The 14,851-nt window shown below is 62.4% G+C and carries 12 protein-coding genes; 6 read left to right on the top strand and 6 right to left on the bottom strand.

Features of this window, described 5'->3' with window-relative positions; genetic code table 11:
* Positions 1-129: 129 nt before the first annotated feature.
* The 4 genes from O987_RS24855 to O987_RS24870 form a co-directional block, all read right to left on the bottom strand.
* On the bottom strand, positions 130-1,101 hold the full coding sequence (locus O987_RS24855; protein WP_034377284.1) for a quinone oxidoreductase family protein: 972 nt from the start codon (positions 1,099-1,101) through the stop codon (positions 130-132).
* A gap of 107 nt (positions 1,102-1,208) precedes the next feature.
* The gene (locus O987_RS24860; protein ID WP_043375419.1) at positions 1,209-2,177 is read right to left on the bottom strand and encodes a Bug family tripartite tricarboxylate transporter substrate binding protein; all 969 of its coding nucleotides are present in this window, start codon (positions 2,175-2,177) and stop codon (positions 1,209-1,211) included.
* Between the two features lie 17 nt (positions 2,178-2,194).
* Entirely contained in the window at positions 2,195-3,253 is a 1,059-nt protein-coding gene (locus O987_RS24865; RefSeq protein WP_019043622.1) for a 3-keto-5-aminohexanoate cleavage protein, read from the bottom strand.
* Positions 3,254-3,371: 118 nt separating this feature from the next.
* Entirely contained in the window at positions 3,372-4,220 is an 849-nt protein-coding gene (locus tag O987_RS24870) for a TauD/TfdA dioxygenase family protein (RefSeq protein ID WP_003050746.1), read from the bottom strand.
* Positions 4,221-4,377: 157 nt separating this feature from the next.
* On the opposite strand from O987_RS24870, the gene O987_RS24875 reads away from it, so the two are divergent.
* The gene (locus O987_RS24875) at positions 4,378-5,412 is read left to right on the top strand and encodes an AraC family transcriptional regulator (protein WP_043375421.1); all 1,035 of its coding nucleotides are present in this window, start codon (positions 4,378-4,380) and stop codon (positions 5,410-5,412) included.
* On the opposite strand, the gene O987_RS24880 is transcribed toward O987_RS24875, so the two are convergent.
* Both O987_RS24880 and O987_RS24885 read right to left on the bottom strand, forming a co-directional pair.
* Positions 5,399-6,610: a M20 aminoacylase family protein gene (locus O987_RS24880; RefSeq protein ID WP_003050742.1), complete on the bottom strand. Its 1,212-nt coding sequence runs from the start codon at positions 6,608-6,610 to the stop codon at positions 5,399-5,401. The genes O987_RS24875 and O987_RS24880 overlap by 14 nt on opposite strands.
* Positions 6,611-6,694: 84 nt before the next feature.
* Entirely contained in the window at positions 6,695-7,855 is a 1,161-nt protein-coding gene (locus tag O987_RS24885) for an ABC transporter substrate-binding protein (protein WP_003050740.1), read from the bottom strand.
* 154 nt (positions 7,856-8,009) lie between these two features.
* On the opposite strand from O987_RS24885, the gene O987_RS24890 reads away from it, so the two are divergent.
* The 5 genes from O987_RS24890 to O987_RS24910 all read left to right on the top strand — a co-directional run bounded on the left by O987_RS24890 (position 8,010) and on the right by O987_RS24910 (position 14,814).
* Positions 8,010-10,073, top strand: a complete 2,064-nt coding sequence (locus O987_RS24890; protein ID WP_043375424.1) for a molybdopterin-containing oxidoreductase family protein — start codon at positions 8,010-8,012, stop codon at positions 10,071-10,073.
* Between the two features lie 144 nt (positions 10,074-10,217).
* Complete coding sequence (locus tag O987_RS24895; protein WP_043375426.1) at positions 10,218-11,828, top strand: sensor domain-containing diguanylate cyclase; 1,611 nt, start codon at positions 10,218-10,220, stop codon at positions 11,826-11,828.
* A 298-nt stretch (positions 11,829-12,126) separates the two neighbouring features.
* Positions 12,127-13,722 carry a flavin monoamine oxidase family protein gene (locus O987_RS24900; RefSeq protein ID WP_043375428.1) on the top strand — a complete coding sequence of 532 codons (1,596 nt, stop codon included), beginning with the start codon at positions 12,127-12,129 and terminating at the stop codon, positions 13,720-13,722.
* Positions 13,723-13,752: 30 nt separating this feature from the next.
* Positions 13,753-14,250 (top strand): c-type cytochrome, encoded by a 498-nt coding sequence (locus tag O987_RS24905; RefSeq protein ID WP_043375430.1) that lies wholly within the window; start codon positions 13,753-13,755, stop codon positions 14,248-14,250.
* A gap of 18 nt (positions 14,251-14,268) precedes the next feature.
* Entirely contained in the window at positions 14,269-14,814 is a 546-nt protein-coding gene (locus tag O987_RS24910) for a RidA family protein (protein ID WP_043375433.1), read from the top strand.
* Positions 14,815-14,851: the final 37 nt, after the last annotated feature.

Consider the following 14,851-nt stretch of genomic DNA (forward strand, 5'->3'; position numbering starts at 1 on the left):
GGTGAAATCCCTAGGAATGTCGTCCTGCCACATTACCAATGTCCGACAGAAAAAAGCCGGCGCCTTGGAAAAGGCACCGGCACAGATTTTCGCAATGGCTTTACCCGCACAACATTTGCGCCCAGCAGCTCATGGCACGAGTACTGTGGCCCCCACAGTCTTGCGCGCTTCCAATGCGCGATGGGCTTGTGCCGCCTCGGCCAAGGCAAACTCCTGCTGCGGCTCGCTCACGATGCGCCCCGCCAGCACGTGCTCGAACAACTCTGCAGCCATCTCCAGCATATGTGAGCGAGGCTGGATGTAATGCATCATGGCCGGCCTGGTCATCCAGATCGAGCCTTTGGCGGCCAGCTGCGATGAGTCCACCAGCACGGAGCCGGAAGAAGTTCCGTTGCTGACCAGCGAGCCAAGCGGCTGCAGGCAATCGAGCGAGTCCATCAGTGTGTCCTTGCCTACCGAGTCATAAACCACGGGAACGCCCTTGCCTGCCGTGATTTCCTTCACTCGCTCGACGATGTTTTCACGCGAAGTCACGATGGTGTGCGCGCATCCGTTCGCCCTGGCCAGTTCGGCCTTCTCATCCGTGCTGACCGTTCCAATCATGTTGACTCCCATAGCGCGGGCCCACTGACAGGCAATCAGGCCTACGCCCCCGGCAGCTGCGTGATAGAGAATGGTTTCACCGCCCTGCAGCGGATAGACCTGACGGAACAGATACTGGGCCGTCATGCCTTTCATCATGAGTGTGGCTGCAGTACGGTCTGAAATTCCGTCGGGCAACGGAATCAGCACTTCTGCAGGCATCACACGCGCCTGCGCATAAGCGCCTTGCGGACCGATCAGATAGCCAACGCGGTCACCCACCCGGATATCCGTCACACCCGTTCCGACGGCCTCGACCACACCTACGGCATCCGAGCCCAGCCCGTTGGGCAAGGCCAACGGATAACGCCCTGAGCGGAAGTACACATCGATGAAGTTGAGCGCGATATAGCTATGTCGCACACGCGCCTGGCCCGGGCCCGGGTCTCCCACGGCAACGTTTTCCAGTCGCAGAACTTCTGGACCGCCAGTCTCGTAAAAGCGAATGGCCTGAGTCATGAAATGCTCCTGTATCAATTGTTCACAGCGAGGTGCAGCAAGCGCTGCAAAGCAAAAGTCCGGGCATCCTCAGCCGCAGACATGCCCGGACCGATAGACGAGCCGATTCAGTTCAGCTTGATGCCGAAATTCCTGACGATCTCACCGTTGCGCTGGTATTCGGCCTGCAGATCGACAGACAGCTGCTCCAGAGTGCGCTCCTGCCTGATGGGCTCGAAGCCGGTGGACCGATAGCGCGCCTGCACCGCCTGGCTGGCGTTGACCTTCTGCAGCGTGGCATTGATCTTCTCCAGCAACGGCTGCGGCGTCTTTGCCGAAGCAAAGACGCCGGCCCAGTTGCTGAAATCCAGCTCCGGATAACCGACCTCAGCCATCGTCGGCACATTGGGAAAATCGGACAAGCGGCTCTTGTAAGCAACGGCCAGCAGCTTGACCTTGCCGCTGGGAACCAGCGGTTTGGTGGTCACGGAGCCGTCGAACATCAGCGGAATCTGATTGCCCATGATTTGTGCCAGTGCCGGTGCAGAGCCTGGAAACGGCACATGCTGCATATCCAGGCCGGCCTTCTGATTCAGGATCGCCCCTGCGTACTGCGATGCCGTCCCCTGGCTGTAGGAGGCAAAGGACAGCTGACCCGGATGGGCCTTGATATAGGCAATAGCCTCCTTGGCATCCCTGGCCGGGAACTGAGGCGAAGCAATGAAGACCATTACGGAGCGTGCCATCTGCGAGACGGGTCTGACATCCTTCATGGCATCAAAGCCCCCCTTGAGCACATGCGGAACCTCGGTCAGGATATTGGTCACCGTCACCAGCAAGGTATTGCCGTCTGAGGGCTGGGACAGCATGTATTTCACCGCCATGGCTCCACCGGCACCGGGGCGGTTTTCCACAATCACAGGCTGTTTGAGCTCATGCGCCAGCTGGTCGCTGATGATGCGTGCAAACACATCGATCGTGCCACCGGGCGGGGCAGGAACAATGAGCTTGACGGGCTTGTCGGTGAACGCGAGGGCGCTGCCAGTTGGCAAAGCTGCAGCCAGAGCAATGGACAGCAGGACTGGAATGCGTTGCATCGTGCGCTCCTTTGAACTCAGGCGACTTTGCGCAGAAAACCCTGCTGAGCACCGTTGCGATTCGGAGCAAAGCCGTTCCTTGTCAGGCTCTCCTCCACCGTGTCGTAGAACACCCCGATCTGGCAGATCTCGCGTGCCTGGGCAGGAGTGGCGATGGGGCGGCTGCATTCCTTGGCAATGCGCACCAGCTGCTCGATCTGCTCCACCGTGCCCATTTTTCGGGTTCGGGCCTGATTCCATAGATTGTCTTCGGTGCCGCAGCGCACATGCAGGCCCATGGCGATGCCCATGAGGTTGATCGGCAGCACGTTCAGCACCGAGGCCTCCACTGTGAGCACCGCACCGTCGGGCACGGCGCGCACAAAATTGGCCAGGCTGTAGACACTGGGCTGGTCCATGCCGCCGCCGATGGCTACCCAGTTCAGCACCAGCGGACCTTTGTAGATGCCGCGACGCATCAGCCGCTCAACCGACTCGAAGCTGTTGATGTTGTAGCACTGGAAAGCACTCTGAATGCCGGCCGCACTCAGGCGGCGTATATGCTCTTCGGCCCAGCCCGGCTGTGCAGGCACGGTCATTTCCTTGTAGGCATTGAACACCGCCGGGTCCTCCATCGAAGTGCCCTCGATATCCCGCGCATCGAACTGCTCCAGAATGTTCATCTGCGAGGTATTGATGGTCACCGTCACCTGATCGGGCTTGGGGTCCAGCTCGGCCAGCATGTGGCGGGTATCGTCAGACAGCCATTTGGCGGCCGCGCCATCGGTTTCGGGTGCAAAGCTGATCGACCCACCCACCTGGATGATCATGTCCGGGACGCGGGCACGCACGCCGGCAATCAGCTCGTTGAACTTGGAAAGCCGCTTGCTGCCGCGACCGTCGAGTTCACGCACATGCAAGTGCAGCACCTGGGCGCCGGCGTGGTAGCAGTCCACCGCTTTTTGAATCTGCTCCTCCATCGTGACGGGAATTTCGCCGGGGAAGTCCTCCGGCAGCCACGAAGGCGCATAGGGAGCTGCAGTGATGATGAGAGGCTGCTGATTTTCGGCAACCAGGTGGCCGTCGAGGAAATTCATGATGGTGTCTCCGTTGTTATATGAATGCCATGCCCGCGCTCGGAGCCTTGCGTGCAACTGTGCTTGCATCGCACCGCTCGGTCAGGTTCTGCGCCTTGCCACGGGCGCTTTCCGATGCTCAGAAAGTCGGTGTGCCGATGATCCCGGCGCGCTCCATCTTTCGATGGCAGGGCGGGTAGTCCATCACCGCGTAATGCTGTGTCGCGCGGTTGTCCCAGATGGCGATGCTGCCGGGCTCCCAGCGCCAGCGGACCTGGTACTCGGGGATCGCGGCCTGGCTGATCAAGAACTGCAGCAGACTGGATGAGCCCTGGGTGAAGTCCTGGCCCACACGCACATTGGCGGGCGTGTGGAAGTTCGTGAAATGAGTGGTGAAGCCGCTGACAAACAGCACTTTTTCACCAGTTTCCGGATGCGTACGAACCACCGGGTGCTCCGCATCCGGAAACTGCGCCTTGAGGGCCAGACGCTTGTGCGCAGGCATGGCGGCGCCAAAGGTGCACTCGATGCTATGACGTGCCCGCAGCGGGGCTATCACGTCCTTGATATGCGATGGAAGCATTTCGTAAGCCAGCGCCATATTGGCCCACATGGTGTCGCCGCCAACCGGCGGACATTCGACGCAGCGCAGCACGCAGCCCATGGGCGGCACCTCGCGCCAGGTGGCATCGCAATGCCAGGAGTTTTCATACCGGTCCAGCGGCTTGTCCGGCGTCTTGTAGATCTGCACCAGGCCGGGATGATCGGGGTCGCTGCCGACCACCGGGTGGTCCTCCAGCTCGCCAAAACGCCGGGCAAAACCGACATGCTCGGCGCGACTGATTCTCTGGTGACGCAAGAACAGCACCTTGTGCTTGAGCAAGGCCGCCTTGATCTCTGCGAAAAGCCCATCATCGCGCAGCGCATCCGCCAGTTGCACATCGACCAACTCCGCGCCTATGGCACAGGTCAGAGGGTTTATCTGCATCACTGTCTCCTACACTTTTTTGAACCCAGGCTTGTTGCTGGTCTCTGCCGCCCGGTAAGTCCACTGTAGAAAACCTGTGTCACATAGGTTGTGCATTTCATGCCGCACGCTATGCATCTCATGCCAGAATTTCTCCGACTTTTTGCGTGGAGCAGTCATGGTCACTTTTGTGCGCGCGGCATCTCTGACGAATTTCTCGGAACTATTCAGCGAACTGGGAGGAGACCCTGATGCGGCATTGCGTCGTGCCGGCCTGCGCCCAGCCGTGGTGCGCGAGCAGGATCAGCTGATCGATGCATTGACGGCCGGACGCCTGCTGGAAGAAGCTGCAAGCATCACGGGTTGCGAAAACTTCGGGCTGCGCATGGCGCAATCACGGCAGGTTTCAAACTTCGGTGTCGTCAGCCTTTTGTTGCTGCACCAGCCCACCTTGCGCAAGGTGCTGAGCACGCTGATCGAGCATGTGCACATGCTCAATGAGTCGCTGGTGATTCATATGGACGACGCCAATGGCGTCGTGGTGCTGCGCGAAGAGTTCACCCTGCCGGATGCATTGCCGCAATCCATGGAGCTGGCAATCGGCGTGCTGTTTCGCACCTGCAACCTGCTGCTGCATGCGCAATGGCGCCCGCTGCGGGTCTGCTTCAGCCACCCCGCGCCCTGCGACACCGGCCTGCACAGGCAGATGTTTCGTTGCCGCGTCGAATTTGATGCGGACTTCAACGGCATTGTGTTTCGCACCGAGGACCTGGATGCACCCAACCCCTTGGCCGACCCGGTTCTGGTGCGCTATGCCAAGACCATGGTGGGCACCACGCAGCAGGGCCGTCAGGCCTCCGTCGGCCAGCAGGTGCGCAAGGCCATCTATCTGATGCTGCCCTCGGGCAATGCCACCTGCATCTGCGTGGCCCAGGGTCTGGGGCGCAGCGTACGGACCCTGCAGCGCGAGCTGGACGGTGAAGGCCTGAGCTTTACCGGGCTGCTGCAGGAGGTTCGCTCAGATCTTGCCCGGCGCTATGTGCGCAACCCGGACTACCCTGTAGGCCAGATCGCCACCATGCTGGGCTACAACAGCCACAGCGCCTTCACACGCTGGTTCGGCACGCTCTTTGGCTGCCCGCCCGAGGTCTGGCGTGAAAGAAATCCTCCACCCAGCCCGCAACGGCGGGCCCAAGCCTTCAGCCGCGCGTAGGCTGGTCCAGCCAGCGCTGGGCCAGCTTGACCCAGAAAGTCGCGCCCAGCGGAATCAGCGCATCGTTGAAGTCGTAGCTGGGGTTGTGCAAGGTGCAGGGACCGCCGCCATGGCCCAGGGCGCGGTGATCACCATCGCCGTTGGCGATAAAGCAGTAGGCACCGGGCCTTTCCAGCAGCATGAAGGCAAAGTCCTCGGCACCCATGGAGGGCTCTTGCGGCACCACGCCGGCATCGCCCAGAATCTCGCGCATCACGGCCTGCGCAAACTCGGCCTCGGGGGCCGTGTTGATGGTGGGCGGGTAGTTGCGCACGAACTCGAACGTGCATTGCGTGCCATGCGCGGCACAGACGGCCTCGCTGATCTGCTGCATGCGCTGCTCGATCAGGTCCAGCACCTCCAGGGTGAAGGTACGCACCGTGCCCTGCAGCTCCACGCTGTCCGGCACGACGTTGGTAGCCTCGCCGGCATGGATCATGGTGACCGACACCACGCCCGCCTCAATGGGCTTGACGTTACGGCTGACGATGGTCTGGAAAGCCATGATGAGCTGGGCCGCCACGGGTACCGGGTCCACCACCATATGCGGCATGGCCGCGTGGCCGCCCTTGCCGCGTACCACGATCTTGAATTCGTTGCTGGATGCCATGGCGGGCCCGGCCCCCACGGCCATGGTGCCGGCCTTCATGCCCGGCCAGTTGTGCATGCCAAACACCGCCTGCATGGGGAACTGCTCGAACAGTCCGTCGTTGACCATCTCGCGAGCGCCGCCACCGCCCTCCTCGGCGGGCTGGAAGATGGTGTAGACCGTGCCCTCGAAGCTGTCGCGATGTGCGGCCAGATATTGCGCCGCCGCCAGCAGCATGGCCGTGTGGCCGTCGTGACCGCAGGCATGCATCTTGCCCGCATGGCGGCTGGCATGGTCAAAGGTGTTGAACTCCTGCATGGGCAGGGCATCCATATCGGCACGCAGGCCGATGGCACGGCCGCTGCTGCCGCCGTCGCGGCCATGGATGATGCCCACCACCCCGGTCTTGCCCAGACCGCGATGGATCGCTATGCCCCATTGCTCCAGCTTCGCCGCGACCAGGTCCGAGGTCCGTATTTCCTCAAAACACAGCTCCGGGTGGGCGTGGATATCGCGACGCAGCGCGGCAATGTCAGGGGCGCTTGCTTGAAGTTCGGGCAGCAGGGCCATGCGCTCTCTCCTTGGGGTCATCAATGGCAAAGATGCCATGATGGCCCAAAGCGAGAGAGCTTGCGCCCTGCACGCCTCAAAGCCTCACACGCGGACCTTGCCGTCGCCTGTGAGCATGGACAGCTCGACAAAACGCGGCTTGCCGGCCTGTGGGCGGAAGGCGATCGGGAAACCCGCCACCTGCTGGCCATTCATGGCCTCCAGCGCCGCCACCAGGCCATCGCGCTGCAGCCGGCCAGCGGCAGCAGCGGATTTCAGCGCCTCGCCCACGACACGGGCGGCCAGATAGCCCTCCATGCTCGAGTAATCGGGCTGCAGCGACGCACCGCTTTTCTGCAGGGCGGCCTGAAACTCGCGTGCCAGCGGATGCGAGGTCTTGAACGGCGATGGCACGACCTGGGTGACCACCACCCCCTCGGCCTCCTTGCCCAGTGCCTGCGCCAGTGCCGAAGTACCCACGAAGGAGACGTTGTAGAACTGCCCGCCATAGCCAGCCTGGCGTGCTGCTCGCACAAAGGCGGCACTGGCTGCATAGGTGCCGACCTGCACGATCACGTCGGCCCCCAGCGGCACCAGGGTCTTGACGGCCTTGGCCACATCCCGGGAGTTGCGTTCCACCGTGGCGGCGCCAACGGGCTTGAGGCCGTGACTTTGCAGCGCCTGTGTCACTCCCTCAAGACCGGACTGACCATAGGCATCGTTCTGGTGAAACACCGCGATCTTCTGCAATCCCAGCGAGACCAGCTGCCTGACCATGAGAGCGGTTTCATCGGCATAGGAGGCACGCAGATTGAAGACCGCCTGGGCGAGCTTGGGTTCGCGCAGACCTGCCGCCCCCGTCAGCGGCGCAATCAGTGGCAGCCTGGCTTTCTGCAGCAAAGGCAGTGCCGCCATGCTGGTGGGCGTTCCCAGATAGCCGAACAAGGCCATCACATCGTCGGCAATGAATTTCTGGGTATTGGACACGCAGCGTTCGGGCTCGTAACCGTCGTCCAGCGTGCGCAGCTCCACCTGGCGACGGCCGATGCCGCCCTGGGCGTTGAGCTGATCGAAGTACAGCTTGGCGCCCTGCGCGAACTGCGTCCCCAGCTGTGCCGAGGGGCCGCTCAGCGCACAGGATTGCCCGAGCACGATGGGCCCGCCCGCATCCTGTGCATAACTGGCGCCGGTCAAGCCCCCGGCCGCCACAGCTGCTGCTGCATTCATGAATTGACGACGGTTCCACTCCACTCGCTTGTCTTGCATTGCTCTCTCTCTACGGCTACTCATTGCTACGGGCTGGATCGGCCCGTTTCTGGGGTCTTGCACCTCAGGCTTTTTGGCATGGATGCGCGCCGCATAATAGGCCCACAAACCGGTCTTCAGCCGCAATTCGGTCCAGATTTTTCGAGCCCACGACATGCCTCATATCGTTCAAGTACGCGGCGCCTGCCCGCATGACTGTCCGGACACCTGCGCCCTGGTCACCACGGTGATCGACGGCACGGCCACCAAGGTCCAAGGCAATGCGGACCATGGACACACGGGCGGCGTGCTTTGTGCCAAGGTCAGCAAGTACACGGAGCGCACCTACCACACCGGGCGGGTGCTGCAGCCGCTCAAACGCAGCGGCCCCAAGGGCAGCGGCCAGTTCACTCCCGTGAGCTGGGACGAAGCCCTGAGCGATATTGCCCAGCGCCTGCACGGGATTGCCCGGCGCGCGCCCGAAGCCATACTGCCCTACAGCTATGCCGGCACCATGGGTCTGGTGCAGGCAGAAAGCATGGACCGGCGCTTTTTCCACCAGCTTGGCTCCAGCCTGCTGGACCGCACCATCTGCGCCAGCGCCGGCAGCGAGGCACTTACCGCTACCTATGGCGGCAAACTGGGCATGCGCGTGGAGTTCTTTGCCGAAAGCCAGCTGATCCTGATCTGGGGCAGCAACAGCATTGCCAGCAATCTGCATTTCTGGCGCTATGCGCAGGAAGCCAAGCGCCAGGGCGCCAAGCTGATCTGCATAGACCCGCGCAAGAGCGAAACCGCCGACAAATGCCACGAGCACCTGCAGCTTCTGCCCGGCACCGATGCGGCACTGGCATTGGCGCTGATGCACGAGCTGATCGTGCACGACTGGCTGGACCACGACTACATCGCGCAACACACCCTGGGCTGGGAGGCACTCAGGGCCAGAGCCTTGCAGTGGCCGCCCGAGCGCGCCGCCAGTGTCTGCGGCCTGAGCGTGGAACAGATTCAATCCTTGGCACGCGAATACGGCACGACCAGGCCTGCGGCCATTCGCCTCAATTACGGCATGCAGCGCGCGCGCGGCGGCGGCAATGCCGTACGTGCCGTCGCCTGCCTCCCGGCCCTTGTCGGCGCCTGGCGTCACCGCGCGGGAGGACTGCTGCTGTCCGCCTCTGGCGTCTCACCGTTCAACCGCACGGCGCTCCAGCTGCCACAGTTGCTGGGCGAGCGCCGCCCACGCACACTGAACATGAGCCAGATTGGCGATGTGCTCCTGCATGAGGGCGGCGCCGGCTTCGGCCCCAAGGTGGAAGCCGTCCTGGTCTACAACAGCAACCCCGTCGCCGTGGCGCCCGAGTCTGCCAAGGTGGCTGCGGGCTTTGCGCGCGAAGACCTGTTCACCGTGGTTCTCGAGCATTTCATGACCGACACCGCAGACCATGCCGACTATGTGCTGCCCGCCACCACGCAGCTAGAGCATTGGGACATCCACGGCAGCTACGGTCATACCGACGTACTGCTGAATCGCCCGGCGATTGCCCCCCAGGGCCAGGCACGCAGCAATGCGCAGATCTTTCGCGATCTGGCCATGCATATGGCCAGGCTGGACCCCGCTTTTGCGGCAGCATGTTTCTCGGAGTCCGACGAAGCTCTTTGCCGTGCAGCGGTTGCACATACTGCGATTGATTTCGAAGACCTTCTGCAGCAGGGCTTTGCCCATATTCCGCTGCCCGATGCGCCATTTGCCGAAGGTGGCTTTGCGACGGCTTCGGGCAAATGCGAATTCGACAACCCCGCCCTGGCGCGGTTGGGCGTCAACACCCTGCCCGACTATCTGCCCAACTACGAACCGCCCACGGCCGCCTACCCGCTGGCCATGATCTCGCCGCCGGCACGCAACTTCCTCAACAGCAGCTTTGCCAATGTGGCCAGTCTGTCCCGTATGGAAGAGCGCCCGCTGCTGGAGATGCATCCCGATGACGCGACTGAGCGCGGCATTGCCGACGGCGACCCGCTGCGTGTCTTCAACCGGCGCGGCGAGCATGTCTGCCATGCCGCCATCAACGGCCGTGCTCGCGCAGGCGTGGTGGTGGGCCTGGGCATCTGGTGGCGCAAGCAGGGAGCCAATGGCACGAACGTGAACGAGCTGACGCATCAGCAGCTCACCGACATAGGCCGGGCCCCCTGCTTCTACGACTGTGCAGTGCAGGTGGAAAAGTTCAAGGACTTGTCGCTGTAGAACGGCTGCATGGTGGTTGACCATGAGCAGGGCCCCGGCGCGAGGAACCATAATGCAGGCATTCAATGAATATGCGGCCGGGGTCTGAGCCTGTCAGAGCACACAGGTACAGTGCAGAGCCGCCCTGCTCTCGCGACATCATCTGTGAAGAAATCTCTCCCCTGGCAACGCCGCCTCGCACCGACCCGACTTGACCTGCGCCGCCTGATTCTGGTCCTGACCATCTGCAGCGCGCTGATCCCGTTTCTCAATACCTTCTACGCCGGCTATCTGGTGCAGCGCCAGCAGCTGATAGACAACACGCTGGAAGGTCACCACGCCTACGCGACCAAGCTGGCCAAGAGCACGGATGACTTTCTGCAGTCCGCCCTGCAACAACTGGAATACAGCGCCAGTCTGATGGGGGCGCACATGGATGACATGGGCTATCTGGCCAAAGAGGCCACGCGTCTGCGCCTTCAGACCAAGAGCTTCAACTCCGTCACCATCATCGACCCCACGGGCTATGTGCTGGCGACATCGCCCGAAACCCTGCAGATCAAGGGCAAGACGCTGCAAAGTGCCGGGGTGACACAGACCTTGAGCACCCGCGGCCCGGTCATCAGCCAGCCCTATATGTCCACTGCCGGAAACTACATCGTATTTGTCTCGCAGCCCATTTTCGGTCCTCAGGGCGAATTTCTGGGAGCGGTGGGCGGCAGCATCTACCTCAAGGAAGACAGCATTCTCGACACCCTGCTGGGCTCGCACTTCTACCAGGACGGCACCTATGTCTATGTGGTGGACAGAAACAAGCACATCATCTATCACCCCGACAACCACCGTGTGGGCGATCAGGTGATCAACAACGATGTCATCAACGCGGTCATCCGCGGCGAGTCGGGCACGGCACCTGTCGTCAACAGCAAGGGCGTGGAAATGCTGGCCGGCTATGCCGTGATCCACGCCTCGGGCTGGGGCATCGTGGCCCAGCGCCCCAAGGCTGCCACGCTGGCGCCGCTCAACAAGATGATGCGCTCCGTGCTCTACAAGACCCTGCCCATCGCCCTGCTGATGCTGGTGGTCATCTGGTGGAGCGCACGCCGCATTTCCAGCCCGCTGCGCCAGCTGGCCAATGGCGCGCACGATATGGACAAGCCCGAAACCGCGCAGAACATTCAGGCCGTCAAGTCATGGTACTTCGAGTCTTATGAACTCAAGAAAGCCATGCTCAAGGGCCTGAACCTGCTGCAACGCAACATCACCAAGCTGCGCGAAGACGTGAACACCGATCCGCTGACGGGTCTGGGCAACCGCCGCCATCTGGAAGCCGCCATCACCGCCTTCCAGACGCAGGCACTGCCGTTCTCGGTGATTGCCATCGACATCGATCACTTCAAGCGCATCAACGACGGCTTCGGCCACGATACGGGCGACGAGGTACTCAGGCAGCTCGCGCGCACCATGCGCGAGGTCTCTCGTATCGACGACGTGCCCTGCCGTATGGGTGGCGAGGAGTTTCTGCTGCTGCTGCCCGGCACGGCGCCGGAGGCGGCCGCGCATGCCGCCGAGCGACTGCGTCAGCTGGTCGAGAAGATGGAGATGCCACCGGTGGGCCACATCACCATTTCGCTGGGCGTGGCCCACTGGCCCGACAGCGCTCCCGATATCAAGGCCGTCTTCCAGCAGGCCGATGCCATGCTTTATGCAGCCAAGCGTGGCGGACGCAATCGCGTCATGGTCAGCGAAGCCAGCGTGCCTCCCGGCGAACTCTGAGCCCGGCAGCACCGTAGCCCCCCCCTCAAAGGCGTATCCGCAATCACAGCGGATACGCCTTTTTTCCGCCTCATTGTGTGACTCCATTGCACCAATTTGGCCATTGATGCTTCAAATTAGTGAGCATGCACCACAAGCGTCAAAAGGGCAGGATGCCAACCGCTCTGAATTACATAACAAGCCACTGATTTCATTGGAGTAATGCTTGGCGGCCCGTCCCTGGCATAGCTCTTGCTGAAAACCCTTGCCCCGCAACCCCGGATGGACAGCAGAATACACAACAACAAAGGAATTTCAGATGCCAGAGCCAAGCAAGCATGTCAGCCGCAGACAACTGCTCTCGATGATCGGAAAGGTCGCGGGCGGCAGTGCCATGTACCAGGCCATGAGTTCACTGGGTTATGCAGCCGAATCGCATTACAACGGTCCGGTCAAGCTCGGCAACGCCAGGCCGGGCGCATCGGTTCTGGTGCTGGGCGCTGGCCTGGCAGGCATGGTGGCCGCTCATGAGTTGCGCGCTGCGGGCTACAAGGTGCAGTTGCTTGAATACCAGAGCCGCGCCGGAGGCCGCTGCTGGACGCTGCGCGGCGGCGACGAGTTCAGCGAACTGGACGGCACGCGCCAGACAGTGGGCTTTGCCAAGGGCAACTATTTCAACCCCGGCCCCTGGCGCGTGCCCTACCACCACCATGCGATGCTGGACTACTACAAGCGCTTCGGCATCAAGCTCGAAGCCTTCAACCAGGTCAACTACAACGCCTATCTGCACAACAGCAAGGCCCTGGCCGGCAAACCCCAGCGCTTTCGCCATGTGCAGACCGATGTCTATGGCCATGTAGCCGAGCTGCTCGCCAAGGCCACCAACCAGGGCGCACTGGACCAGAGCGTCAGCCAGGAAGACAAGGAGCGCCTGCTGGAGAGCCTGAAGGCCTGGGGCGTGCTGGACAAGGAGTACCGCTACCGCGCCAGCAACGCGGTCAGCGATTTCCGCGGCTACGACATCGACCCCGGCGGCGGCCTGATGGCGCTGGCCAAACCTTCGACGCCGATGGGCCTGCACGAACTGCTGGAATCCAATCTGTGGCGCCAGATGGGCGTGGGCAATATCTACGAGTTCCACAGCGCCATCTTCCAGCCCGAGGGCGGCATGGACATGCTGGCCCAGGCCATGGCGCGCGATCTGGGCTCGGCCATCCGCTACAACGCCAAGGTCACCAGGATCGCCCAGAACGACAAGGGCGTGACCGTCGACTATGTGGACACCCTCAAGCCCGGTGCCACGCTGCAGGCCCGTGCCGACTGGTGCGTTTGCACGATTCCGCTGTCCATCCTGAGCCAGATCGAGGTGCAGGCCGGCAGCGCCATGCAGAACGCGATTGCTGCCGTGCCCTATGGCAGCTCCATGAAGGTGGGCCTGGAGTTCAAGCGCCGCTTCTGGGAAGAGGACGAGCGCATCTATGGCGGCATCAGCTACACCGATCTGCCGATCCAGCAGATCTCCTACCCCTCCACTGGCTATATGGGCCGCGGCCCCGCCGTGCTGCTGGGCGCCTATTCCTTCGAGAACTCCAACAGCTATCGCTTCTCCTCGCTCAAACCGGCCGAGCGCGTTCGCCTGGCGCTGGAGTACGGCGCGCAGATCCATCCGCAATACAAGCAGGAGTTCCTCAACGGCGTATCGGTCGCCTGGCATCGCATGCCCTGGATCAACGGCTGCTTCGGCAACTGGACCGACGCAATGCGCGAGCAGCACTACAAGGACCTGACCCAGGTCGACGGGCGCCTGGTGCTGGCGGGCGAGCATGTCTCGTACATCCCCGCCTGGCAGGAAGGTGCCGTGCTGTCCTCGCTGGATGCAATCCAGCGTCTGCACGCCAAGGCATCCAGCCTCTGATCGTCCATGTCTGCCACAAGGAACTTCACCATGCACAGCTTGCACCGTCTTTGCGCCGCTGGCGCCCTGGCCCTGGGTCTCTCCGGCGCCGTCCTGGCCCAATCACATGGCGTGAAAACCCAGGATGTGAAAAACCTGCAAACGCTGCAGTCTGCGGCAGTCCTGTCCATCTCGCCCGCCGACACCCAGGCACTGATGCAGAACTTCTCGACAGTCCGCCCACGCTTCAGCCAGAGCGGCGGAGAAACCCTGTACCAGGCCATCTGCCAGGGCTGCCACATGGTCAAGGGCGAAGGTGCCAAGGGAGCGGGCTTCTACCCAGCGCTGGCCTCCAACCCCAAGCTGGCGGCCGCAGCCTACCCGGCCTCGGTCGTCATGAACGGCCTGCACGGCATGCCGTCCTTTGCCAGCAAGCTGTCCGACGAGCAGATTGCAGACGTCGTGAACTATGTGCGCAGCAGCTTCGGCAATCAGTACCCGGACAAACTGTCTGCTGCCGATGTCAAACCCTTTCGCGTCACCCCATAAATCCATTCAGGAGATCACATGAACTTCCCCTCCCTCTTCAAGACCGCCACCACCGCCGCCCTGCTGGGTACGGCAGCATTGATCACCGGCTGCGCTGCCACCACCTCCGGCAGCGGCGATGTGCTGCGCTACAAGACACCGGGCTCGACCTTCCCCATCGCCGCAGCCGTGGAAATCCCCACCGATGCCCGCACCGTCTACCTCTCCGGCAAGGTGCCGCCCGCGGTGGACAAGTCCAGGACCGCCACTGATCCTGCGGCCTACGGCGGCGATACCGAGGGCCAGACCGTCGCCATCCTCAAGGGCCTGGAAGAGCAGCTCAAGAGCATGAATCTCACCATGAGCGATGTGGTGAAAATGCAGGTCTTCCTGGTGGCCGACCCCGCCAAGGGCAACAAGATGGACTTTGCCGGCTTCATGCGTGGCTACACCCAGTTCTTTGGCACGGCCGCCCAACCCAACCTGCCCGCACGCTCGGCCTTCCAGATTGCTGCCCTGGCCAACCCGGCCTGGTATGTGGAAATCGAGGTCGTGGCCGTGCGCGCCGCCAAGCCCGTCAAGTAAGCAACGCGCCGGCCCTGCATTCATCGCCTGCCCCGTC

It is taken from the genome of Comamonas testosteroni TK102, from assembly GCF_000739375.1.
GTDB classification, from domain to species: domain Bacteria; phylum Pseudomonadota; class Gammaproteobacteria; order Burkholderiales; family Burkholderiaceae_C; genus Comamonas; species Comamonas brasiliensis.